This window comes from Rhodoblastus acidophilus (assembly GCF_025961575.1).
GTDB lineage: Bacteria > Pseudomonadota > Alphaproteobacteria > Rhizobiales > Beijerinckiaceae > Rhodoblastus > Rhodoblastus acidophilus_C.
In genome coordinates, this window is sequence record NZ_JAOQNX010000006.1 from 69,890 (window position 1) to 90,869 (window position 20,980).

The following is a 20,980-nucleotide window of genomic DNA, read 5'->3' on the forward strand; positions in this document are numbered from 1 at the left end:
TCAAGATCTTGATGGGGCTGCGCGATCGGGGGCGGTCTCGAACCATTGATGACGCTCCGCGTCCGTCGTTCCCCTCCGGCTTTAAAGGAGAAATCCGTGACCTTCCTTGTTGATCCGCGCGGGTTCGCCGCCGCGGAATTCAAGACGCATATCTCGACGCTCAAATGGGCCAATTGGCGCCCGCAATTCGTGACCCTGCACAACACCGCCGAACCGAACCTCAAACAGTGGGCGCATTTCGGTCTCGGCAAGGCGCAGGGCGCGCAACGCATTCGCAATCTGAACACGTATTACAGGAAATTGGGTTGGCACAGCGGACCGCACCTCTTTGTCGCGCCGGATTTCATCTGGATCGCTTGCGATCTGGAGCAGGATGGCGTTCACGCGTCCTGCTTCAACAAGACTTCCATCGGCGTGGAAATGGTCGGCGATTTCTCGACGGAGGCTTTTGACAGCGGCGATGGCGCCAAGGTTCGCGACAACGCTGTCGCGGCGGTCGCCGCGCTCTATGGCGTCCTCAAGCTCGATCCGGCGACGCTGCGTTTCCACCGGGAATGTAAGAGGGATCACCACGATTGCCCTGGCGCGCGCGTCGACAAGCCGGATTTTGTCGCGCGGGTAAAAACGGCTCTGGCGGCATGAGCGCGGTGGAGCTTTTCGCGGAGCTGCGCGAGCTCGCGGGCAAGAGCGCCCGCTGTCTGGAGACGACCATGGACAACAAGGCCTACCAAGCCGCCGCGGCGACCATTGTGAAATTCTGGACGACGCGCGGCTTGACCCTCGAACAGGCCTGCGGCCTGCTCGCCCAGGCCGACGCCGAAAGCGCGCTGAACGCCAAGGCGGTGGGCGATCATGGCGAAGCCTTCGGACTCCACCAATGGCATGCCGCGCGCATCGACGCCATTCGCGACGGCTGCGGAGTCGATCTGCGCGAAACACCGCCTCTCGACGACCAGCTGAAGGCGGCGTTCTGGGAGCTGACGCACACAGAGAAGCGCGCGTGGACGGCGATCAGGCAGACGAAAAGCGCCTACGACGCTGGCTATGCCGCATGTCGTTTCTGGGAGCGGCCCGGCGCGCCCGGTCAATGCGCCAAGCGTGGCCAAAGAGCTGAATACTGGGAAGGTTACTTCTCCAGACATCCGGTCGCCTGACCGACCAACCTGCGCGTCGGGCGCCGGCCGGCGATGCGCGGCCATGACGACGCCGGCGGTCCTGAAAGGAAATCAATATGAACAACAACCTGCTCGCCAGGACGGCGTCCGCGTGCCTGCTGTTCCTCGGCATGGCTTCCGCCGCTTGCGCCGGCGATGCGGCCTCGCCCGCCTCTGTCGTTGTGCCTTGGGGCGATTGGGTGTCGTCGGCTCTGGCCTCGCTTGGCTCCATAGCCATCGCGCTCCTGTCTTTCGTCGTGGCCAAATGGGCCCCCGCCTATGTCAAAGTTCTGCTGACGGACGATCTGATCGCCAAGGCCGTGAATTACGGCGTCGGCGCGGTGGAGGGCGCGGTTCACGGCAAGACTTTGACGCTCGAAACGACCAACCTCGTCCTGGCCGCCGCCGAACGCTATGCGGTTGCATCGGCGCCGGCGATTTCCAAATGGCTCGGCGTCAACCTGCGCCCGCTGATCCTCGCCAAGCTGTCCGCGCTGGGCGTTGTCCCTGCCGACGCCTCCGCCGAGTTGGTCGGCGCGGCCGTGGCGACGAAATGAGCGCCTGGGAGCGCCTCGCCTCTTGGGTTTCCAATGCGGCCAAGACGCCTGCGGGCGCCGCCGCGGCGAGGGGGACTGTCGGCCAGGATGTGGCTGCTGCTGAACAGGCGGTGAGATTCCTGGTCGACCTCGCCGCCGGCAAGGCGACGATTTCCGAAGGGCTTGCCGCCGGGCTGGCCCTCGACAAGGCGCTCGCGCCCGTGCTCCCGGTCGACGTCGCCGGCAATGTGGCGCTCGCCCTTTCCCTCGCCGAGGCGCTTGTCGCGCTTTACGAAACGTTCCCGCCTGGCTGGGACGTCATCCAGATCACGCCGTCCAGGCCGCTTGGAAAGGATGGGATCAATCCCGAATCCGGCGCGGCCGTCTTCACCTGAGGAAGCCTATGAAAAAGCTCATCGCCTGCGCGCTCCTGTTCGCGGCTCTGCCGGCGTCCGCCATGTCCTCGAAAACCCCGATCACCGCCGATCAAATTCAGCAGCACGCCAGGACAGCCGCCGCGATTGCGCAAATTTTTGCTTGCGATATCAGCACGGCTGCGAATGTCGCGCTGGTTGCTGAACAGGCGGCGAATTCCGGCGGGCAGGTCGTGCGCACGGGAGCGGCGACCAAAATCGTGAACGTCTCGATGTCGCTCTGTTCGACGCTTGGCGGGGTCGCTTCGACCGTCGCCGTCACCTCGTCGAAATGATGAGCGCTGGCGGAACCACGGGCGGCGCTCTATCCGTTAAGAGGACGCAAATGTCATGATTGGCGAGATACCCAACTGGCTGGTGACATTGGGCGCCAGCGGGCTGACCGCTGTCGGCGGTTTCCTTCTCGCCTTGCTCAATCGCGGACCCGCAATGCAGACTGCGCTCGATGCTCGGTTGCAAACCCTGATTGACGGCTATGAGCGCCGGGTCGATGACCTGATGCTGGAGATCCAAAGCCTGCGCGAGGAAGTCGTCAATCTGCGCCGCGCTCTTGCGGAAGCGCATTATCAGAACAGTCTCGGCCCCTGACTCCCAGCCCCTTGGGGGTATCAAAATTCGCCCCGCCCGGCTCTGCGCCGGGCGGGGCTTTTTTGCGTTTTGATCCTGCCTCTTGACTCTCTCCGCGTTTCGGTTTTTGATGTGAACATAACAGGAACAATCTCGTGAAAACGCCATGCATGTCATGCACGGGGCGAAGGATGTCTCGCGTCAAAATTTTGAGCGACTTGCGTCTGGAACTCGCCCGGGTCGCGCTTCGGCATGGTGTTGCGCTGGAACGCGAGCCGGCCTTCGCTCTGGGCGAGAGCGAAGTGGATCGTTTTCTTGGCGGTGGTCTGAACCGCGCCGCCCTACATGAAGTCCATGCGTCCTGGGCCGATTGGTCGGCCGCGGCCGGCTTTGGTCTCGCCCTGGCCCGCCGCGCCGCGCCGACACGGCCTGTGCTTTGGGCGCGGCCGGATTTTCTCGATGAAGAGGCCGGGCGGTTGAATGGCGTCGGTCTTGCGGAATTTGGCGTCGACCCCGCTCTGCTGTCGCTTGTGCGGGGGCGCGACGCGCAAGCCGTGTTGCGCGCCGGTGTCGAGGCGGCGCGCTGCAAGAGTCTCGGCGCCGCCCTGATCGAAATTTTTGGGGCGCCGTCCGTGCTGAATCTCACCGCCACTCTGCGGCTGGCGCGGGCTGCGGAAAAGTCCGGCGTCACCCTGTTCCTGCTGCGCGTCGGCCTTGAAGAAGAGCAGACCGGACCGCCGCCCAGCGCCGCCGTCTCCCGCTGGCGGGCGCGCGCCTGTCCGTCGCGCGCGCTCGCCGCCAATGCACCGGGCTTCCCCCGTTTTGAAATCACCTTGCTGCGCCATCGTGGCGGCCCAGCGGAGCGTTCGTGGCGTTTGGAGTGGTTGCGTGACCAGGGCCTGTTTCATCAAATCTCAAAACCGGACGATGCGGCTTTACCTCGCGCTCTTCCTTCCCTTCCTGCCGACGGAGCGATTGCGACGCTGCGGCGGCGCGCCGGATGAGGGTCCTTTCGCGCTGGTGGAAAAATCCGCCAACGCCCAAAGACTTTGCGCGCTCGATTCCGTTGCCCTGGAACAAGGATTGACGCCTGGCCTGTCCTTGTCGGATGCGCGTGCGCGCGTGCCGCGCCTTGTCGTCGCGCCCGCCGATTCAAAAGCCGATCGCGACCTGCTTCTCAATCTCGCGGCTCGCTGCGAGCGCTATACGCCGCTGACAGCGCTCGACGAACCCCATGGCCTCGTGCTCGACATCGCCGGTTGCGCGCATCTGTTCGGTGGCGAAGAGACGATGCTCCAGCGCATTATCGCAGATTTTTCCACCTGGGGTTTTACGGCCCGGGCCGCCGTGGCCCCGACGCCCGATTGCGCGCGCGCCTTGGCGCGCTTTTCCGCTGGCGGCGTTTTCACGGACAATGCCGAAGCCGCCGTCGCGCGTTTGCCGCTCGCCGCCCTGGAGGCGGATGAGGACGCTTATTTCGCCCTTCATCGCGCCGGCTTCAAAACCCTCGGCGATCTCTCGGCGCGACCGACGCGGCTGTTCGCCGCCCGCTTCGGCAATGACTTTCCGTATCGGCTCGAACGTTTGTTTGGTCGCGCGGATCGCCGCATCACGCCGCTGCGTCCTCCGCCGGAGCGCATGGTCGAGCGGCATTTTCTCGAACCTTTTTCTGCGCGCGAGGTTTTGGACGCCGTCATCGGCGATCTGCTGCGTGAAGCCGCATATCTGCTGGAGCAGCGCGGTGAAGGCGGACGCAGGTTCGAACTGTCCTTTTTCCGCGCCGATGGCCATGTGCGCTGTCTTTATGTCGAGACCCTGCGGCCGACGCGCGACGAAATTTTTGTGGCGCGATTGTTCCGTGAAAAACTCGACTCGCTCGCCGATCCGCTGGACCCCGGCTTTGGTTTTGACGCCTTGCGTCTCGCTGTCCCGCATGCGGAAAAATGCGACGCCCTTCAGGAGAGTTTCGAAGGCGCCTCTCAGAGCGACAACGAGCGTGAGTTGAGCGAATTGCTCGACCGTCTGACCACACGCTTCGGCCGGTCGCGCGTGCTGCGTTTTATGCGCGGGGATGCGTATGAACCAGAGCGTGAAAGCTGCACCGCGCCCGTCTCCGCGCCGCCCTCTGAATGGCCGAGGCCGATGGCTGGCGAACCGCCAGCGCGGCCGCTCACCTTATTCGATCCGCCGCAACCGGTCGAAGTCGTGGCGCTCGCGCCGGATGGTCCGCCAGCGCGATTCCGTTGGCGACGAAAAACCCATGACGTGCTGCGCGCCGAAGGGCCGGAGCGCATCGCGCCGGATTGGCGAACTCAGGGCATGCAGGCGGCGGAGCGGGATTATTACCGCGTCGAGGATGTGGAGGGACGCCGGTTCTGGCTGTTCCGCCACGGGCTCTACGAGCGCGGCGAGGGAACGCCGCGCTGGTTCATTCATGGGTTGTTCGCGTGACCTATGCGGAACTGGCTTGCGCCTCCAACTATTCCTTCCTGCGTGGCGCCTCGCAGCCGGAAGCGCTGATCGGACGGGCGCTGGAGTTGGGGTATTCGGGCCTAGGCCTGTGCGACCGCAATTCCGTCGCCGGCGTGGTCCGCGCCCTCGGCGCCTTGGAGGATTTTGGGGACGAGGCGAAAGACTTTACGTTCGTTGCCGGCGCGCGTCTGGTCTTTTCTGACGGCGCGCCAGATGTCATCGCCTATCCGCAAAACCGCGCGGGATGGGGGCAATTGTGCCGCCTGCTCACTATGGGAAAACGGCGCGCGAAAAAGGGCGAGTGCCTGCTTGCGTTTGACGATCTGCTGGCGGATGCGCGCGACCTCTTGCTGATCCTGTTGCCGCCGCACGCGCCTCAAGAGTTCGAGAATTTTCTGGCCCGCGCGAAAGAAAAATGCGCGGGGCTTTGGTTGGGCGCTACTATGCCGCGTGGGGGAGGGGATCGACGTCGGTTGCTTGGGTTGCGCGAAATGGCGCGACGAAATGGCGTCAAAATTCTCGCGCACAATGATGTGCTCTACGCCTGTCCCGAAGACCGCCCGTTACAGGATGTTCTGACCTGTGTGCGCGAGCATGTCACACTGGCGCAGGCGGGCCGGCGGCTCGAAAGCAATGCCGAGCGACATTTAAAGGCGCCAGGGGAAATGGCGCGGATATTTTCCGACGCGCCCGAGGCCATTGAGCAGACACAAGTCTTTTTGTCGCGGATAAAATTTCATTTGCGCGAACTTGCCTATGAATATCCCGACGAGCCCGTTCCAAAGGACTGGACGCCGCAGGCTTGGCTTGAGGAACTGGTGCGTCGCGCTCAGCCGGAGCGCTACCCCGATGGGGCTCCGGACAAAGTGCGCGACCTCCTCGCGAGCGAACTGGCTTTGATCGCCCAGCTCGATTACGCGCCCTATTTCCTCACCATCCACGACATCGTTTCCTTCGCGAGGGAAAAAGGGATTTTGTGCCAGGGGCGCGGCTCCGCAGCCAATTCCGCCGTCTGTTATGTGCTCGGCATCACCGCCGTCGATCCGGCCGCCAGCGATTTGCTGTTTGCGCGCTTCATCTCCTCGGAGCGGCGCGAACCGCCCGATATCGACGTCGATTTCGAGCATGAGCGGCGCGAGGAGGTCATCCAGCATATCTACGCCAAATACGGCCGCGCGCGCGCCGGCCTGGCGGCGGAGGTGGTGTGCTATCGCTCGCGCAGCGCCCTGCGCGATGTCGCAAAAGTTTTTGGACTGTCCGAGGACATGATCGGCGCGCTGTCCGCGCTGCAATGGGGTTCGCATGGATCGGCAAGTCGTACGGAGATCGCCGGGACGGGGCTTGATCCTGACAATCCCGTCATCGCCCAGGTGCTTTTTTTCGCACGCAAAATCATGGGGTTTCCCCGCCATCTGTCACAGCATGTCGGCGGCTTCGTGCTGACGCGCGGGCGGCTGGACGAGCTGTGTCCGATCGGAAACGCCGCCATGGCCGATCGCACTTTTTTGGAATGGGACAAGGACGACATCGCCACGCTGGGGTTGATGAAGGTCGATGTCTTGGCGCTTGGCATGCTCTCCTGCATCCGCAAAGGATTTGACCTGCTCGCCACGCATGAGGGAGTGCGCCTCGGGCTTGCCGATGTGCCGCGCGAGGAGAAGGTCGTCTACGACATGCTGTGCCGTGGCGATTCGATCGGTGTGTTCCAAGTCGAAAGCCGCGCGCAGATGAACATGCTGCCGCATCTGCGGCCGCAAAAATTCTATGATCTGGTGATCGAGGTCGCCATCGTGCGCCCTGGGCCGATTCAGGGCGATATGGTGCATCCTTACCTGCGTCGGCGCGCTGGCCTGGAGCCCATCTCGTTTCCATCGCCCGCGCCAGGTCGCGGCGATCCCAACGAATTGGGGAACGTGCTCGGCAAGACCTTTGGTGTGCCGTTGTTCCAGGAGCAGGCGATGAGCCTCGCCATGGTTGCGGCGGAATTTTCGGAAACGGAAGCCAATCGATTGCGCCGCGCCATGGCGACGTTTCGGCATCTCGGAGAGATCGGCCAGTTCGAATCGCTGATGGTCGAGCGCATGGTCGCGCGCGGCTATGAACGCGATTTCGCCCAGCGTTGTTTCGAGCAAATCAAAGGATTTGGCTCCTATGGCTTTCCGGAGAGCCATGCGGCCTCCTTCGCCATCCTCGTCTATATTTCCGCCTGGCTGAAATGCCGTCACCCCGCCGTGTTCGCCTGCGCCTTGCTCAATTCCCAGCCGATGGGCTTTTATGCGCCAGCGCAGATCGTGCGCGACGCCCGCGAACACGGTGTTGAAATCCGTCCGGTCGATGTCAATGTGTCCCAATGGGACAACACGCTGGAGCGCGGCGATGCCGGGCTTGCCCTGCGAATCGGTTTTCGCCAGATCAGCGGATTGCGCGAGGATGAAATTTCAAAATTGGTCGCGGCGAGAGGGCAGGGGTTCGAGACACTGGAAGCCTGTGCGAGTCGCACGGCTCTCTCTTCGCGTGCGCTCAAACTTTTAGCCGACGCCGACGCTTTCCGATCCTGTCGGGCGCTCACCCTCGAGCCGCGCGAGCGATTCGATCGACGCGCTGCGCTCTGGGCCGCAAGGCGTCTGCCGGGTACAAAACCGTTGCCCTTGTTTGAGGCGGCGGGACTTGAGGAATTGGCGGAAGAGCCGGATCCCATGCTGCCGGCGCTCGGAATCGGCGAGCAGGTGGTCGCCGATTACCAGAGCTTGCGGCTGACGCTCAACGCCCATCCCATGCATTTGCTGCGGCCGCTGTTTGCGCGCGAAAAATTTTCCAGCGCCCGTGCTCTGGCAGGTTGTTCCCATGGCGCGTGGCGCAAGGCGGTGGGGTTGGTGCTGGTGCGGCAGCGGCCTGGAAATGGAAAGATGATTTTTGTCACGCTGGAGGATGAGACCGGCGTGATCAATGTCGCGGTTTACGCCCGCCTCTTCGAAAAATTCCGCAGGGAGACCATGGCGGCGCGGTTGATGGCGGTGGAGGGACGGGTGCAAAAGAGTTGGGCTGGCGTGGTCCATCTGCTGGCCCAGCGGATTGACGATCGTTCAGACGAACTGGCGCATCTGGCCGAAGGGCTGCAAAAGCGCGCCGATCGCGCGCGGCATCCGCGCAATGTGCGGGCCATGCCGAGGTCGCGCGATTTCCATTGATCACGCACGCGTTGGTCTTTTTGATTTCAGGATTTTTTGGTGGAGCCAGACGGAATCGAACCGACGACCTCTTCAATGCCATTGAAGCGCTCTCCCAACTGAGCTATGGCCCCCACCGCTCTCCGGCCTTGGGGCGGCCGGCGCTTTTTCTCATGCAACACAAGGACTTGCGTTCCGCAAATCGCTCATGCATTCGCTGAGGGCTGTTCCTTAGCCGTTATCGATCGCGGACGCAATAGGGCATTTCAATCTTTCTTCGCGGCGGCGGCGAGCGCTTCGCTCTCCGCGTCGGAAAAAACCCGCGATCTCGTGTGAAAACTCACTCCTTCCGGCGCTTCCAGCGAAAAACCGTTGGAGCCGCCCTCGACCACGTCGATGATCAATTGGGTGTGGCGCCAATATTCGAACTGGTCCTCGCGGATGTAGAAGGGGCAGCCGCCGATCTCGCCGAGCAGGATGTCCCGCGGGCCAATGTAATAGCCGTCCCGTGGATTGCACAAAGGCGCCGAGCCTTCGCAGCAGCCGCCGGACTGGTAGAACAGCAGCGCGCCGTGTTTTTCGCGCAGGCGCTCGATCCAGCGCAGGGTTTTTTCGGTGGCGATGACTCTTTCGGGCGCCGGCATGGTTGCTCGCTGAAATGACATTGCGCGGCCCGTCGCCGGCGCCGCGCAACAAACTCTTGGCCGCCCTGGTTCGCCGGGGCGGCCTTTTTTCGTTCTCAGAAGAAGCCAGGCCCTCTTAGAAGAAACCGAGCGCCTTCGGGCTGTAGCTGACCAAAATGTTCTTGGTCTGCTGGTAGTGGTCGAGCATCATCTTGTGGGTTTCGCGGCCGATGCCGGATTCCTTGTAGCCGCCGAACGCCGCATGGGCGGGATAGGCGTGGTAGCAGTTGGTCCAGACGCGACCCGCCTGGATGCCGCGGCCGAAACGGTAGGCGCGGCTGATGTCGCGGGTCCACACGCCGGCGCCGAGGCCGAAGATCGTGTCATTGGCGATCTCGAGCGCTTCCGCTTCGTCCTTGAAGGTGGTCACGGAAACCACCGGCCCAAAGATTTCTTCCTGGAAGATGCGCATTTTGTTGTGGCCGTGGAACACGGTCGGCTCGATGTAATAGCCGTTGGCGAGTTCGCTGGTCATGGTCGCGCGCTTGCCGCCGGTGAGGCACTGGGCGCCTTCCTGCTTGCCGATGTCGATATAGGAGAGGATTTTCTCCATCTGCATCTGCGAAGCCTGCGCGCCGCACTGGGTGCTCATGTCGAGCGGGTTGCCCTGTTTGATCGACTGCACGCGCTTGACGATGCGCTCCATGAAGCGGTCATAGACCGATTCCTGAATGAGGGCGCGGCTGGGGCAGGTGCAGACTTCGCCCTGGTTGAAGGCGAACAGGGTGAACCCTTCAAGCGCCTTGTCGAAGAAGTCGTCGTCTTCGGCGAGCACGTCGGCGAAGAAGATGTTCGGCGACTTGCCGCCCAGCTCCAGCGTCGCCGGGATCAAATTGTCGGCGGCGGCGTGGGCGATGGTGCGGCCGGTCGCGGTCGAGCCGGTGAAGGCGATCTTGCGGATGCGGTTGCTCGACGCCAGCGCACGGCCGGCTTCGGCGCCGAAGCCGTTGACAATGTTGAGAACGCCTTCGGGCAACAGGTCGGCGATCAGTTCGATCAGGACGAGGATGCTGACCGGGGTCTGTTCCGCCGGCTTCATGACAATGCAATTGCCGGCCGCGAGCGCCGGGGCGAGCTTCCAGCCAGCCATCAGCAGCGGGAAGTTCCAGGGAATGATCTGGCCGACGACGCCGAGCGGCTCATGGAAGTGATAGGCGATCGTGTCGTGGTCGACTTCCGAAATGGAGCCTTCCTGCGAGCGCAGCACGCCGGCGAAATAGCGGAAATGGTCGGCGAGCAGCGGAACGTCGGCGTAGGTGGTTTCGCGGATCGGCTTGCCGTTGTCGAGGGTTTCGACCAGAGCGAGGGTGGACAGGTTGTCCTCGATGCGGTCGGCGATCTTGAGCAGGATGTTGGAGCGCTGCGCGGCGGGGGTGCGGCCCCAGGCGTCCTTCGCCTTGTGGGCGGCGTCGAGCGCCAGTTCGATGTCTTCGGCGGTCGAGCGCGGCACCTTGCAAAGCACCTGGCCGCTGATCGGCGACAGATTGTCGAAATACTGGCCCTTGAGCGGGGCGACCCACTGGCCGCCGATGAAGTTCTCGAACTTGGCCTTGATCAGGTTCTTGCCTGTCAGTTGCGCTACAGCTTCCTGGTACATTCACGTTCCTCCACTTGGTGCGCATTTGCGCTTATCGAGCCGGCCGCCGCTGGCGGCAAAACCGTCCGAAATTCACGAAGACTCAAGGCCGGGGCGGCATGACAATGTGCCGGCGCGGTCCCGTCGCCCAAAACGTGGCGACGCGGCGCGCTGGTCCGGCGCGGCGACGCGCCTCCTGATGTCGCATGGCCTCCCCAGGACATGTGTTTCAAGATTATGATTTCAACACACTGAAAGGTAATCACGGTCACGCGGCGCAGGATACTGCTCTTTAGTGGGATTGACCCTCTGCCCTGGCTGGGCCGAAAAGCTGATACTTGACGAGTCCCACGAAAATGCTGCGACGCACAAGATTTTCGGGTGCTACTTTGGCGCCGTAGACGCGCTGACCGCCTCCACTATCCTTGCATATGCGCCGATGCGCGAACAACGGGCGAAAAGCCCGGCAACAGGGGATGGAAGCAATGACGAGCTGGACGACGCCGCAGCTGTGCGAAATCTGCGTGGGCATGGAAGTCACCGCTTATATGTCCGCGGAATTCTGAAATTGAAGCATTTTCGCGCGCCGCCGCTCCCTCAGGCGGACGCGTCTTGTTACGGCGCGGGCCGGCCGCGCTCGCGCCGTAACCTTTTCATTTGTTGAGATCGGTCGACATGCGCTTTCTTGTGCTCGGCTCGGCGGCCGGCGGCGGCCTGCCGCAATGGAACTGCCTGTGCGAAAATTGCCGCCTCGCCTATGCCAACAGCCCGCGGATCAAAAGGCGCTCGCAGGCGAGTCTCGCCGTGAGCGCCAATGGCGAGGACTGGATGATCCTGTCAGCGACGCCCGACCTGCGCCAGCAGATCATCGACAATCCGGCGCTTCATCCGAAGTCGTTGCGGCATTCGCCCGTCAAGGCTGTGTTCGCGCCCAATGGCGACATCGACAATATCGCCGGCCTGCTGGTGATGCGCGAGATGCAGCCCTTCACCTTTTTCGCCACCGAAGCCGTGATGGCTTGTGCGAGCGGAGGGGTGTTCGGCGTCCTCAATGCTGAACTGGTGGCGCGCCGCACGGTCAAGCTCGAGGAGCCCGTCGACACCGGTCTGGGTTTTGTCATCACCCCCTTCGTGACACCGGGAAAAGCGCCCCTATATACGGAATCGGCCGATGAGGCGGAGATCGAACTCGGCGCCGAGGGCGAATATACCGTCGGGCTCGAGATCGCGCGGGACGGGCGGCATTTCTACTACATGCCGTCTTGCGCGCGCATGACCGACGCGCTGCGAAAACGCCTCGATGGCGCGGAGATTGTTTTCTTCGACGGCACGACTTTCGAGGATGACGAGATGATCCGTCTCGGCCTGTCGCGCAAGACGGCGTGGCGCATGGGGCATATGGCGATGAACGGGGTCAAGGGCTCGATGCGCGAACTCGCTGACGTGGCGATCAAGCGGCGTGTCTTCATCCATATCAACAATTCCAATCCGGCGCTGTTGTGCGATTCGCCCGAGCGGGCGCAGGTCGAGGCCGCGGGCTGGGAAATTTCGTTCGACGGCATGGCGATCGAGACGGCGGAGGCATTGGCATGAGCGAAGACGATCTCACCGGAGAGTCCCGTCCCTATCTCCTGCGCGGCGTGCGGCTGAAACACGACCAGGTGCGCAAGTGCTGGGTGTTGCTCGCGCCGGAGCGTTTCTTGCGCCTCAATGGAATCAGCGTCGACATTCTGCAGCGCTGTGACGGTGGCGCGCCCCTGGCGCGGATCGTCGACGACCTCGCGGAAAAATACCAGGCCGACCGCGCCGTGGTCGAACGCGACGTGCGCGCGCTGCTCGTCGGCCTCTATGACAAACGGATGCTGGGCCTATGAAACCTCTTCCCCCGCCCACAGGCATGCTGGCCGAGCTGACCTATCGATGCCCGCTGTCATGCCCCTATTGTTCAAATCCGCTGGAGATGGCGGGGCGCGACGCCGAAATGTCGACGCAGGAGTGGAAGCGCATTTTTTCGCAAGCCGCCGAGATTGGCGTTTTGCATGCGCACCTCTCCGGCGGCGAACCCGCGTCGCGGCGCGATCTGCTGGAATTGACGGCGCATGCCGCTCAGGTGGGGCTCTACACCAATCTGATCACTTCAGGCGTCGGGCTCACCAAAAAGCTGTTTGACGATCTCGTCGCCGCTGGACTCGATCATGTGCAATTGTCGATTCAGGACGCCGAACCTGAGAGCGCCGACGCCATCGGCGGTTATCGCGGCGGCTTCGCCAAGAAATTGGAAGTGGCGCAATGGGTGGCGGAGACCGGCATGCCGCTCACCGTCAACGCCGTCATCCATCGCCTCAATATTTCGCGCGCCGCCGAAATGGTGGATTTCGCCGTCAGGCTCGGGGCGCGGCGAATCGAAATCGCGCATACGCAATATTATGGCTGGGCGCTGCGCAACCGCGCCCATCTGATGCCGACCCGCGCGCAGAGCGAAAAGGCTTATGCCGAGGTCGAGGCGCGGCGCGCGCTGTACAAGGGACGCATCGTCATCGACCATGTCGCGCCCGACTATCACGCCAAATATCCCAAGGCTTGCATGAGCGGTTGGGGGCGGTTGACGTTCAACGTCACGCCGACAGGAAAAGTGCTGCCGTGCCATGCGGCGGAGACGATACCGAATCTCGAATTCTGGAACACGCGCGAAAAATCGCTTGCCGATTGCTGGTCCGACTCGCCCGGTTTCAACGCCTTTCGCGGGACGGAATGGATGAAGGAGCCGTGTCGCTCCTGCGAACGCAAGAACGAGGATTTCGGCGGCTGTCGCTGCCAGGCGCTGGCTTTGGCGGGCGACGCTGCGGCAACCGATCCGATCTGCTCGAAATCGCCCTTGCATCATTTGATCGGCGAGATCGCCGCGCGCGACTCCTCGGAGAAAGGGGGGGATTTCACGCCCCGGCGCATGGCGGCGGCCAAGGCGCTCACCGACGTCTGAAAACCGCACCGCGCGGGGCTTGCCGCGCGGGAAAAATGAATCGTCGGAATCCTATGCAAATCAATTGCATAGACTCAATCGTTCCCGTGATTTGACCTGCGAAGGCGGCATTGTTCGTCGAGGGCGCCAAAGTACAATTCCCCTCGGAAGGGCGCCGTCTAAGATCAGGGAAAATACTGGAGGAAAACGTGTCGTCTTTTACCCGCAAACTCGGGCTCTCCCTCGTTGTGTGCCTTTCGATGGCCGGCGCCGGCCGCGTCCTCGCTCATGGCGACGTGACGCCCCAAGCCATCGACACCACCGGCCTGCCGCCCGTCGGCACGGATTGGCTGGAAAAGAATCCCTATCGCGGCAATGAACTGGCGCTGAAGATCGGCAAGTCCGGCTTCAACCAGAATTGCGCGCGCTGCCATGGCATCGAAGCCGAATCCGGCGGCATCGCGCCCGACCTGCGCTATCTCGACAAGGGAGAGGACGGCGACGCCTGGTTCCTCAACCGCATCCGCCACGGCTACACCCAGAACGGCACCACCAAAATGCCGGCGTTCGAGGGCATTCTGTCCCAGGAAGCCATGTGGACGATCCGCACCTATCTCGACTCTCGCTACGCGGGCGATTGATTTTATGCGCGCGATCGGCGCCTTCCTTTCCCTCGCCGTTCTGGGCGGCGCGCTGGCGACGGATGTGCAGGCGCGTCCGCTCGATGCGGTCAAATCGGCCGGCGTGTTGCGCGTCACGGTCTATCGCGATTATCGCCCGTGGTCCTGGCAGGAGGACGGGCGTCTGAAGGGCATTGATGTCGAGATCGGCGCGGCCCTTGCGAAGGCGCTGGGCGTCAAAGTCGACTATCTCGTGCTGCGCCCGGACGACAATCTCAACGACGATTTGCGCAATGGCGTTTGGCGCGGCTCCATCCTCGGCGAGGCGCCGGGCGACGTGATGCTGCACGTGCCCAACGATCCGCGCGTCGAGGAATCCAACGACAAGATCAAGCTGACGGCGCCCTATCAGATCGAGGGCTACGCCCTGGCGGTCGATCCCGCCAAGGCGACGGAGGCGCAGGATTTTTCGCTGTTCGAGCGCGAAAAGGTGGCGGTCGATATCGCCACTTTGGCCGATATCATCCTGCTGTCGGCGCGCGACCACAAGCTGATCAACAATGTCGTGCATGTGCGCGGCGAGGGCAAGGCGGCGCAGGCCTACGAAAAGGGCGAGGTCGTCGCCTTTTACGGCGAATCCGCTGAAGTCGAGCATCTTGCTCATACGTCATCGCGCCCGGTGACCATCATTCACCCGCAGCACAAATTGGCGAAGACCATTGCAATCGGCGGTGCGGTGAAAGCCGATTCCGTCGATCTCGGCGACGAGATCGACCGCCAGATGGCGGCGTTGGCGGAAAGCGGCGAATTGAAGAAGATTTTCGCGTCGCACGGCGTCGAATGGCGTCCGCCGGCGCAGGACAGGTAAGCCTTCAAGCGTGAGGCTTGCGGCGAACTCTTGGCGCGACATATCATCGGCGCGCCAACAAAAGGCAGGGGATTCGGCGAAAATCGTCGCATCCGCAAAACGGCTCCGAAACGGGCCACTTCTTGGGAGGAATGGGACTCATGAAACGCACAATTCTGGCCAGCGTCTCCGTGCTCGGCTTGACGCTCGGCAGCGCCTTCGCCGGCCCCGTCACCGACGCCGACATCCTCAACGACGGCAAGAATCCGAAGGAAGTCTTGACCAACGGCATTGGCCTGCAGGGCCAGCGCTACAGCATCCTCGACAAGATCAACACCAAGAACGTGCAAAACCTGGTTCCGGCCTGGTCCTTCTCCTTCGGCGGCGAGAAGCAGCGCGGCCAGGAATCGCAAGCCATCGTCCACGACGGCATGGTGTTCGTCACAGGCTCCTATAGCCGCATCTACGCCATTGACGCCAAGACCGGCGAAAAGGTCTGGGAATATGACGCCCGCCTGCCGGAAGGCATCATGCCGTGCTGCGACGTGATCAACCGCGGCGCCGCCATCTACGGCGACAAGGTCTATTTCTCCACGCTCGACGCGCAGATCGTCGCGCTCGACTACAAGACCGGCAAGGTCGCCTGGCATAAGGCCGTCGACGATTTCAAGGCCGGCTATTCCCAGTCCGCAGCCCCGATCATCGTTCCGACCAAGGCCAATGGCGCGCTCATCATCACTGGCGTTTCCGGCGGTGAATTCGGCGTCGTCGGCCGCGTGGAGGCGCGCGACGTCAACACCGGCGAACTCGTCTGGACGCGTCCCACCCTCGAGGGCCTGATGGGCACCTACAAGGGCAAGGAAAGCTCGATGACCGGCAAGGCCAACGAGACCTGGGCCGGCGACATGTACAAGACCGGCGGCGGCGCCACTTGGCTCGGCGGCACCTATGACCCGGAAACCCACCTCGTGTTCTTCGGCGCGGGCAACCCGGCCCCGTGGAACTCCTGGCTGCGTCCGGGCGACAACAAATGGGCGGCGTCGCGCCTCGCCATCGATCCGGAAAACGGCGAGCTCAAATGGGCTTTCCAGACCACCCCGCATGAGGGCTGGGACTTCGACGGCGTGAACGAAGTCATTTCGTTCGACCTGAAGAAGGACGGCAAGACCACCAAGGCGGTCGCCACCGCCGACCGCAACGGCTTCTTCTATGTTCTCGACCGCACCAACGGCAAGTTCATCGCCGCCAAGCCGTTCGTGGAAAAGATCAGCTGGGCCAAGGAGATCGACAAGAACGGCCGTCCGGTGTTCATCGATGAGAACCGTCCCGGCGATCCCACCAAGTCGGAAGACGGCAAGCAGGGCAAGACCGTGTTCGCCGTTCCGTCCTTCCTCGGCGGCAAGAACCAGATGCCGATGGCCTATTCGCCCCAGACGCAGCTGTTCTACGTCCCGGCGAACGAATGGGGCATGGATATCCACAACGAGCCCGTCGTCTACAAGAAGGGCGCGGCCTATCTCGGCGCCGGCTTCAACATCAAGCCGATCTTCGACGACCATATCGGCGCGCTCAAGGCGTTCGATCCCGTCAGCATGAGCATCAAGTGGCAGGTCAACAACAAGGCCCCGCTGTGGGGCGGCGTGATGACCACCGCTGGCGGTCTGGTGTTCTACGGCACCCCGGAAGGCTATCTGAAGGCGCTCGACGCCAAGACCGGCAAGGAGCTGTGGAAGTTCAACGTCGGCACCGGCATTGTCGCGCCGCCGATCTCCTGGGAGCAGGATGGCGAGCAATATATCGGCGTCGCCGCAGGCTGGGGTGGAGCGGTGCCGCTGTGGGGCGGCGAAGTCGCCAAGTCCTTCAAGGGCATCAACCAGGGCGGCTCCTACTGGGTGTTCAAGCTGCCTCCCAAATCGGCCGCGAACTGAGCCGAGAGGACATTGCATTGCGAGAGAAGGGCGGCCGGTCGGCCGCCCTTCTTTCGTCGGGGCTTGCGCGCCGGCCCCGCGCGGCGCAAACTCTTGTTGAGAAAAAAACGCCGTGCGAAAAGCCGGCGACGAAAAAGAAGACTGCACTGGAAACGCTCCCGATGACCCGCATCCTCATTGTCGATGACCATCCGCTGTTTCGCGAGGCGCTGGAGAGCGCCGTGCGCATGGAGCGCCCGACCTGCGAGATTTTCGAGGCGACCTCGATCGACGAGGCGCTGGAAGTGTTGAGCCGCGAAAAGAACATCGACCTCGGCCTGTTCGACCTGTTCCTGCCGGGAACCTCGGGCCTCTCGGGACTGGTGCGCATCCGCGCCGCCCATCCGCATCTGCCTGTCATGGTGGTGTCGGGGCATGAAGACCCGCGCGTCGTGCGCGACTTGCTGTCGATGGGCGTCGCCGGTTTTGTCTCCAAGGCGACGTCCAAGAGCGAGCTCGCCCATTCCATCAATGAAGTGCTGAACGGCTCGATCTATGTGCCCGAGCGGTTCCGCGACATCAGCCAGCCGCAGCCTTCTGAAATCGAGCGCGGCGATATGCTACGCCGCTTGCAGGACCTCACGCCGCAGCAATTGCGCGTGCTCGACATGATCCGCGCTGGTCTGCAGAACAAGCAGATCGCTTATGAGCTCGGAGTCGCCGAAACCACGGTCAAGGCGCATGTCTCGGAAATTCTTCGCAAGCTGAACGTCTACAGCCGCACCAAGGCGGCGATCGAAGTCGGCAAGATGGATTTCGCGCAGCTGTCGCTCGACGGCGGCAAGCCCACGCATTGACCGAGGTTTTGGCATGCTTTCGCGCATTCTCGCCTTTGCCGTCGCCTGCCTGCTGGCGGTCGCGCCGGCTTCGGCCGCCGACAAGATTCGCCTCGCCATTCAAGCGACGGGCACATTCGGTTGGGAGCTCGCGGTTGCGCGCGCCTACGGCCTCGACAAGGCCGCCGACCTAGACCTCGAAACCACCGAACTCGCCACCACCGAGGCGGGGAAAATCGCGCTGGTCGGCGGCGGCGCCGACATCATCATTTCCGATTGGCTTTGGGTGGCGCGCGAGCGCAACATCGGCCAGCCCCTGCTGTTCTATCCGCACTCGACCGCGCTGGGCGCGGTGATGGCGAAGGAGCCGCAAAAGTTCTCGACTGCAAAGGATCTGGTCGGGAAAAAACTCGGCGTCGCCGGCGGTCCGCTCGACAAGAGCTGGCTGCTGCTGCAGGCCTGGGGGCTGAAGCAGGGCGTCGATCTGAAGACGCAGGCGACAATCGTCTATGGCGCGCCGGCGCTGCTCGCCGAAAAGCTGGCGCAAGGCGAGATCGACGCCGCGCTCGAGTTCTGGACTTTTTGCGCGCGACTTGAAGCCAAGGGATTTGGCCGGGCCGTCGACCTGATCGATGTTGAAAAGGATCTCGGCGCCAAAAACCCCGTGATCGTCACCGGCTATGTGTTCACGCCCGCCTTCGCCGCGCGGCAGGGACCGGCGCTGGCGCGGTTCTTCACCATGATGGCGCAGGCCAAGAAGCTGATCGCCGAGGATGATTCCGCCTTTGCGAAAATCGCCGGGATGACGGGTCTTCCCGATGCGGCGGGCCAAGCCATCGTGCGCCGTTATTATCGCGCCGGCATTCCCACCGAGTCTCTCGACAGCGAGGTCGCCGACGCCGCCGCGCTTTACAAGGTCCTGGCGAAACTTGGGGGGGCGCAACTGGTCGGGGGCGATGGCGAACTCGATCGCTCCCTGTTCTACCGGACGCCATGATCCGGCTGCTTTCGCTCGGTCTTTTCCTCCTGGCGTGGCAAGTCCTGGCGATGGCGCTTGGGCCCCATTATTTGCCCGAGCCCGCGCAAGTCGCCGCCACTTTTGCCCAGGAATGGCGCAGCGGCGCCATGCAATACAATCTCGGCCTGACCTTGGGCCGTGTGCTCGCCGGATTTTCGTTGGCCATGGTCGCGGGCTCGGCGCTGGGATTGGCGCTGGGACGCAGCCCGGCGCTGGACCGTATGCTCGATCCCTGGCTGGTGATCGCGCTCAATACGCCGGCCTTGGTCGTCATCATCCTCGCCTATGTCTGGGGCGGACTTAACGAAATCTCCGCTTTGGCCGCCATTGCGCTGAACAAGTTTCCCAACGCCGTGGTGACATTGCGCGAAGGCGCGCGGGCGCTCGATCCCGCGCTCGACGAAATGGCGCAGGTCTTTGCGTTTTCGCGCTGGCGGCGCTGGCGCGATGTGCGCCTGCCGCAACTCGCGCCCTATTTCGCCGCGGCGGCGCGCGGGGGGCTCGCTTTGGTGTGGAAGATCGTGCTGGTGGTCGAACTGTTGGGGCGGCCCAATGGCGTCGGCTTCCAGATGAATATGGCGTTTCAATTGTTCGATCTGCGGCTGCTGCTCGCCTATGCCTTGCCGTTCGTCGCCCTGATGATTCTGGCCGAAACTTTTGTGCTGCGTCCCGCCGAACGTTCGGCCAGCTGGTGGCGGCGTCATGGCCATTGAGATTTCCGGGCTGGCCAAGAGTTTTGCGCGCGCCGACGGCGGCCTGCGCGAGGTGTTTCGCGATTTTTCCCTGACTTTGGGCGGGGGCAGGGTGGCGGCGCTTCTTGGCCCTTCCGGCGGCGGCAAGTCCACCTTGCTTCGCCTGATTGCGGGTCTGGAAAAACCGTCGGCTGGATCGATCGCCCTGCCGGCCGGGCGGATCGCCATGGCGTTCCAGGAGCCGCGCCTGCTCCCCTGGCGCAGCGTCGCCGATAATTTGAGGCTGGCCGCGCCGGGGCTGACGGAGGAGGCGCTGAACGCCTCGCTGGCGGCGTTCGAACTCGAGGGGCGCGGCGGCGATTATCCCGGACAATTGTCGCTCGGCCTCGCGCGCCGCGTGGCGCTGGCCCGGGCTTTTGCCGTCGAGCCCGACCTGCTGCTGCTCGACGAGCCCTTTGCGTCTCTCGATCTCGGCTTGCACAGGCGGCTACGGGCGCTGCTGGCGAAACGGATTTCGGCGAAGCGCATGACGGTTCTGATCGCCACCCACGATCTTGATGACGCACTGCTGCTTGCCGATGAGGTGATCCTTTTGGGCGGCGCGCCGGCGCAAGTCAAACGGCGGCTCAAACTCGACATGCCGCGAGAAATGCGTGACGAAAATCTTACAAAGTTGAGAAAACTTGCGCCTTTTTACCCATCGTCGCCTGAAGACGACGATGGTAATTCTGTCTCGTCATAAAAATAAGGGGAGAGGAAATGTCCGGCGATTCGCTGCTCACGCACGAAGAGTTTGAGGCCGCCATTCGCGCCGTGGGCGCGGAGCGCTATCATGACAAGCACGTGTTCCATCAGATGCTGCATGGCGGCAAGCTGAACAAGGGGCAGGTTCAGGCCTGGGCGCTCAACCGCTATTGCTACCAGGAGGCGGTGCCGCGCAAGGACGCCGCGCTGATGGCGCGCACCGACGACCGCGAGTTGCGCCGCGAGTGGATCCACCGCATCCATGACCACGATGGCCTGGAGCAGGAGCAGGGCGGCATCGAGCGCTGGCTGATCCTCACCGATGGCCTGGGGCTTGATCGGGCGATGGTGATGTCGAAGAAGGCGGCGCTGCCGGCCACGCGCTTCGCCGTTGAAGCCTATGTGCGCTTCGTCACGGAACAGCCGCTGGTCGTCGCGGTGGCGTCTTCGCTCACCGAGCTGTTTGCGCCCAAAATCCATCGCGAGCGCATCGCCGGCATGCTCGAAAATTACGATTTCATCGGCGAAGACGTGATGGCCTATTTCCGCCGCCGCCTGACCCAGGCGCCGCGCGACGCCGATTTCGCGCTCGACTATATCAAGAAGAACGCCCGCACCCGCGAGGAGCAGGAGGCGTGCGTGGACGCCGTGCGCTTCAAGTGCAACGTTTTGTGGGCGCAACTGGACGCGCTCTATCTGGCCTATGTGCAGGGCATGGTTCCGCCGGGGGCTTTCGCGCCGGCGTGATGGGCCCGATGGACGGGGGGC

23 protein-coding genes and 1 tRNA gene are annotated in these 20,980 nt (G+C 63.1%); 21 read left to right on the top strand and 3 right to left on the bottom strand.

Features of this window, described 5'->3' with window-relative positions:
• Positions 1-96: 96 nt before the first annotated feature.
• The 9 genes from M2320_RS05720 (at position 97) to M2320_RS05760 (ending at position 8,351) form a co-directional block, all read left to right on the top strand.
• Positions 97-642, top strand: coding sequence for a peptidoglycan recognition protein family protein (locus M2320_RS05720; RefSeq protein ID WP_264596454.1), 546 nt, complete (start codon positions 97-99; stop codon positions 640-642).
• Positions 639-1,154 carry a phage tail tip lysozyme gene (locus M2320_RS05725; protein WP_264596455.1) on the top strand — a complete coding sequence of 172 codons (516 nt, stop codon included), beginning with the start codon at positions 639-641 and terminating at the stop codon, positions 1,152-1,154. The genes M2320_RS05720 and M2320_RS05725 overlap by 4 nt, the downstream gene beginning before the upstream one ends.
• Before the next feature lie 77 nt (positions 1,155-1,231).
• Entirely contained in the window at positions 1,232-1,711 is a 480-nt protein-coding gene (locus M2320_RS05730) for a hypothetical protein (RefSeq protein ID WP_184428472.1), read from the top strand.
• Positions 1,708-2,085 (top strand): hypothetical protein, encoded by a 378-nt coding sequence (locus tag M2320_RS05735; protein ID WP_264596456.1) that lies wholly within the window; start codon positions 1,708-1,710, stop codon positions 2,083-2,085. The genes M2320_RS05730 and M2320_RS05735 overlap by 4 nt, the downstream gene beginning before the upstream one ends.
• Before the next feature lie 8 nt (positions 2,086-2,093).
• Positions 2,094-2,399, top strand: a complete 306-nt coding sequence (locus tag M2320_RS05740) for a hypothetical protein (RefSeq protein WP_264596457.1) — start codon at positions 2,094-2,096, stop codon at positions 2,397-2,399.
• 55 nt (positions 2,400-2,454) lie between these two features.
• Positions 2,455-2,712 (top strand): hypothetical protein, encoded by a 258-nt coding sequence (locus M2320_RS05745; protein WP_184428475.1) that lies wholly within the window; start codon positions 2,455-2,457, stop codon positions 2,710-2,712.
• 170 nt (positions 2,713-2,882) lie between these two features.
• A complete protein-coding gene (locus M2320_RS05750; protein ID WP_264596458.1) occupies positions 2,883-3,695 on the top strand; it encodes an ImuA family protein in 813 nt (270 codons plus the stop codon).
• Positions 3,619-5,142, top strand: a complete 1,524-nt coding sequence (locus M2320_RS05755; RefSeq protein ID WP_264596459.1) for a Y-family DNA polymerase — start codon at positions 3,619-3,621, stop codon at positions 5,140-5,142. Before M2320_RS05750 ends, M2320_RS05755 begins: the two co-directional genes overlap by 77 nt.
• A complete protein-coding gene (locus M2320_RS05760) occupies positions 5,139-8,351 on the top strand; it encodes an error-prone DNA polymerase (RefSeq protein ID WP_264596460.1) in 3,213 nt (1,070 codons plus the stop codon). Before M2320_RS05755 ends, M2320_RS05760 begins: the two co-directional genes overlap by 4 nt.
• Positions 8,352-8,388: 37 nt before the next feature.
• On the opposite strand, the gene M2320_RS05765 is transcribed toward M2320_RS05760, so the two are convergent.
• From M2320_RS05765 to adh, 3 genes are all read right to left on the bottom strand, one after another.
• Positions 8,389-8,464, bottom strand: a tRNA-Ala gene (locus M2320_RS05765).
• A gap of 132 nt (positions 8,465-8,596) precedes the next feature.
• A complete protein-coding gene (locus tag M2320_RS05770; RefSeq protein ID WP_264596461.1) occupies positions 8,597-8,974 on the bottom strand; it encodes a DUF779 domain-containing protein in 378 nt (125 codons plus the stop codon).
• A 115-nt stretch (positions 8,975-9,089) separates the two neighbouring features.
• Entirely contained in the window at positions 9,090-10,610 is a 1,521-nt protein-coding gene (adh, locus tag M2320_RS05775) for an aldehyde dehydrogenase (protein ID WP_184428479.1), read from the bottom strand.
• Between the two features lie 464 nt (positions 10,611-11,074).
• Between adh and pqqA the strand changes: the two genes are divergently transcribed.
• The 12 genes from pqqA (at position 11,075) to pqqC (ending at position 20,959) form a co-directional block, all read left to right on the top strand.
• Positions 11,075-11,155, top strand: a complete 81-nt coding sequence (gene pqqA / locus M2320_RS23340) for a pyrroloquinoline quinone precursor peptide PqqA (protein ID WP_184428567.1) — start codon at positions 11,075-11,077, stop codon at positions 11,153-11,155.
• 109 nt (positions 11,156-11,264) lie between these two features.
• Positions 11,265-12,182 carry a pyrroloquinoline quinone biosynthesis protein PqqB gene (gene pqqB, locus M2320_RS05780; protein ID WP_264596462.1) on the top strand — a complete coding sequence of 306 codons (918 nt, stop codon included), beginning with the start codon at positions 11,265-11,267 and terminating at the stop codon, positions 12,180-12,182.
• A complete protein-coding gene (gene pqqD, locus M2320_RS05785; RefSeq protein WP_184428481.1) occupies positions 12,179-12,463 on the top strand; it encodes a pyrroloquinoline quinone biosynthesis peptide chaperone PqqD in 285 nt (94 codons plus the stop codon). Before pqqB ends, pqqD begins: the two co-directional genes overlap by 4 nt.
• Positions 12,460-13,569, top strand: a complete 1,110-nt coding sequence (pqqE, locus tag M2320_RS05790; RefSeq protein WP_264596463.1) for a pyrroloquinoline quinone biosynthesis protein PqqE — start codon at positions 12,460-12,462, stop codon at positions 13,567-13,569. The genes pqqD and pqqE overlap by 4 nt, the downstream gene beginning before the upstream one ends.
• Positions 13,570-13,757: 188 nt before the next feature.
• The gene (gene pedF / locus M2320_RS05795) at positions 13,758-14,189 is read left to right on the top strand and encodes a cytochrome c-550 PedF (RefSeq protein WP_264596464.1); all 432 of its coding nucleotides are present in this window, start codon (positions 13,758-13,760) and stop codon (positions 14,187-14,189) included.
• Positions 14,190-14,193: 4 nt separating this feature from the next.
• On the top strand, positions 14,194-15,036 hold the full coding sequence (locus M2320_RS05800; RefSeq protein WP_184428483.1) for a substrate-binding periplasmic protein: 843 nt from the start codon (positions 14,194-14,196) through the stop codon (positions 15,034-15,036).
• A gap of 140 nt (positions 15,037-15,176) precedes the next feature.
• Complete coding sequence (locus tag M2320_RS05805; protein WP_319801415.1) at positions 15,177-16,943, top strand: PQQ-dependent methanol/ethanol family dehydrogenase; 1,767 nt, start codon at positions 15,177-15,179, stop codon at positions 16,941-16,943.
• Positions 16,944-17,104: 161 nt separating this feature from the next.
• On the top strand, positions 17,105-17,779 hold the full coding sequence (locus M2320_RS05810) for a response regulator (RefSeq protein ID WP_155445981.1): 675 nt from the start codon (positions 17,105-17,107) through the stop codon (positions 17,777-17,779).
• 13 nt (positions 17,780-17,792) lie between these two features.
• Positions 17,793-18,755: an ABC transporter substrate-binding protein gene (locus M2320_RS05815; protein WP_264596466.1), complete on the top strand. Its 963-nt coding sequence runs from the start codon at positions 17,793-17,795 to the stop codon at positions 18,753-18,755.
• Entirely contained in the window at positions 18,752-19,489 is a 738-nt protein-coding gene (locus M2320_RS05820; RefSeq protein ID WP_264596467.1) for an ABC transporter permease, read from the top strand. Before M2320_RS05815 ends, M2320_RS05820 begins: the two co-directional genes overlap by 4 nt.
• Positions 19,479-20,210: an ABC transporter ATP-binding protein gene (locus M2320_RS05825; protein ID WP_264596468.1), complete on the top strand. Its 732-nt coding sequence runs from the start codon at positions 19,479-19,481 to the stop codon at positions 20,208-20,210. Before M2320_RS05820 ends, M2320_RS05825 begins: the two co-directional genes overlap by 11 nt.
• Positions 20,211-20,227: 17 nt before the next feature.
• Positions 20,228-20,959, top strand: a complete 732-nt coding sequence (gene pqqC / locus M2320_RS05830) for a pyrroloquinoline-quinone synthase PqqC (protein ID WP_264596469.1) — start codon at positions 20,228-20,230, stop codon at positions 20,957-20,959.
• The last annotated feature ends 21 nt before the right edge of the window (positions 20,960-20,980 follow it).

Bases quoted from the DNA above. Each gene is read 5' to 3' on its own strand.
- M2320_RS05725 (WP_264596455.1), top strand. From the start codon at position 639: ATGAGCGCGGTGGAGCTTTTCGCGGAGCTGCGCGAGCTCGCGGGCAAG.
- M2320_RS05730 (WP_184428472.1), top strand. From the start codon at position 1,232: ATGAACAACAACCTGCTCGCCAGGACGGCGTCCGCGTGCCTGCTGTTC.
- M2320_RS05735 (WP_264596456.1), top strand. From the start codon at position 1,708: ATGAGCGCCTGGGAGCGCCTCGCCTCTTGGGTTTCCAATGCGGCCAAG.
- M2320_RS05740 (WP_264596457.1), top strand. From the start codon at position 2,094: ATGAAAAAGCTCATCGCCTGCGCGCTCCTGTTCGCGGCTCTGCCGGCG.
- M2320_RS05745 (WP_184428475.1), top strand. From the start codon at position 2,455: ATGATTGGCGAGATACCCAACTGGCTGGTGACATTGGGCGCCAGCGGG.
- M2320_RS05750 (WP_264596458.1), top strand. From the start codon at position 2,883: ATGTCTCGCGTCAAAATTTTGAGCGACTTGCGTCTGGAACTCGCCCGG.
- M2320_RS05755 (WP_264596459.1), top strand. From the start codon at position 3,619: ATGCGGCTTTACCTCGCGCTCTTCCTTCCCTTCCTGCCGACGGAGCGA.
- M2320_RS05770 (WP_264596461.1), bottom strand. From the start codon at position 8,974: ATGCCGGCGCCCGAAAGAGTCATCGCCACCGAAAAAACCCTGCGCTGG.
- adh (WP_184428479.1), bottom strand. From the start codon at position 10,610: ATGTACCAGGAAGCTGTAGCGCAACTGACAGGCAAGAACCTGATCAAG.
- pqqA (WP_184428567.1), top strand. From the start codon at position 11,075: ATGACGAGCTGGACGACGCCGCAGCTGTGCGAAATCTGCGTGGGCATG.
- pqqB (WP_264596462.1), top strand. From the start codon at position 11,265: ATGCGCTTTCTTGTGCTCGGCTCGGCGGCCGGCGGCGGCCTGCCGCAA.
- pqqD (WP_184428481.1), top strand. From the start codon at position 12,179: ATGAGCGAAGACGATCTCACCGGAGAGTCCCGTCCCTATCTCCTGCGC.
- pqqE (WP_264596463.1), top strand. From the start codon at position 12,460: ATGAAACCTCTTCCCCCGCCCACAGGCATGCTGGCCGAGCTGACCTAT.
- M2320_RS05800 (WP_184428483.1), top strand. From the start codon at position 14,194: ATGCGCGCGATCGGCGCCTTCCTTTCCCTCGCCGTTCTGGGCGGCGCG.
- M2320_RS05805 (WP_319801415.1), top strand. From the start codon at position 15,177: ATGAAACGCACAATTCTGGCCAGCGTCTCCGTGCTCGGCTTGACGCTC.
- M2320_RS05810 (WP_155445981.1), top strand. From the start codon at position 17,105: ATGACCCGCATCCTCATTGTCGATGACCATCCGCTGTTTCGCGAGGCG.
- M2320_RS05815 (WP_264596466.1), top strand. From the start codon at position 17,793: ATGCTTTCGCGCATTCTCGCCTTTGCCGTCGCCTGCCTGCTGGCGGTC.
- M2320_RS05820 (WP_264596467.1), top strand. From the start codon at position 18,752: ATGATCCGGCTGCTTTCGCTCGGTCTTTTCCTCCTGGCGTGGCAAGTC.
- M2320_RS05825 (WP_264596468.1), top strand. From the start codon at position 19,479: ATGGCCATTGAGATTTCCGGGCTGGCCAAGAGTTTTGCGCGCGCCGAC.
- pqqC (WP_264596469.1), top strand. From the start codon at position 20,228: ATGTCCGGCGATTCGCTGCTCACGCACGAAGAGTTTGAGGCCGCCATT.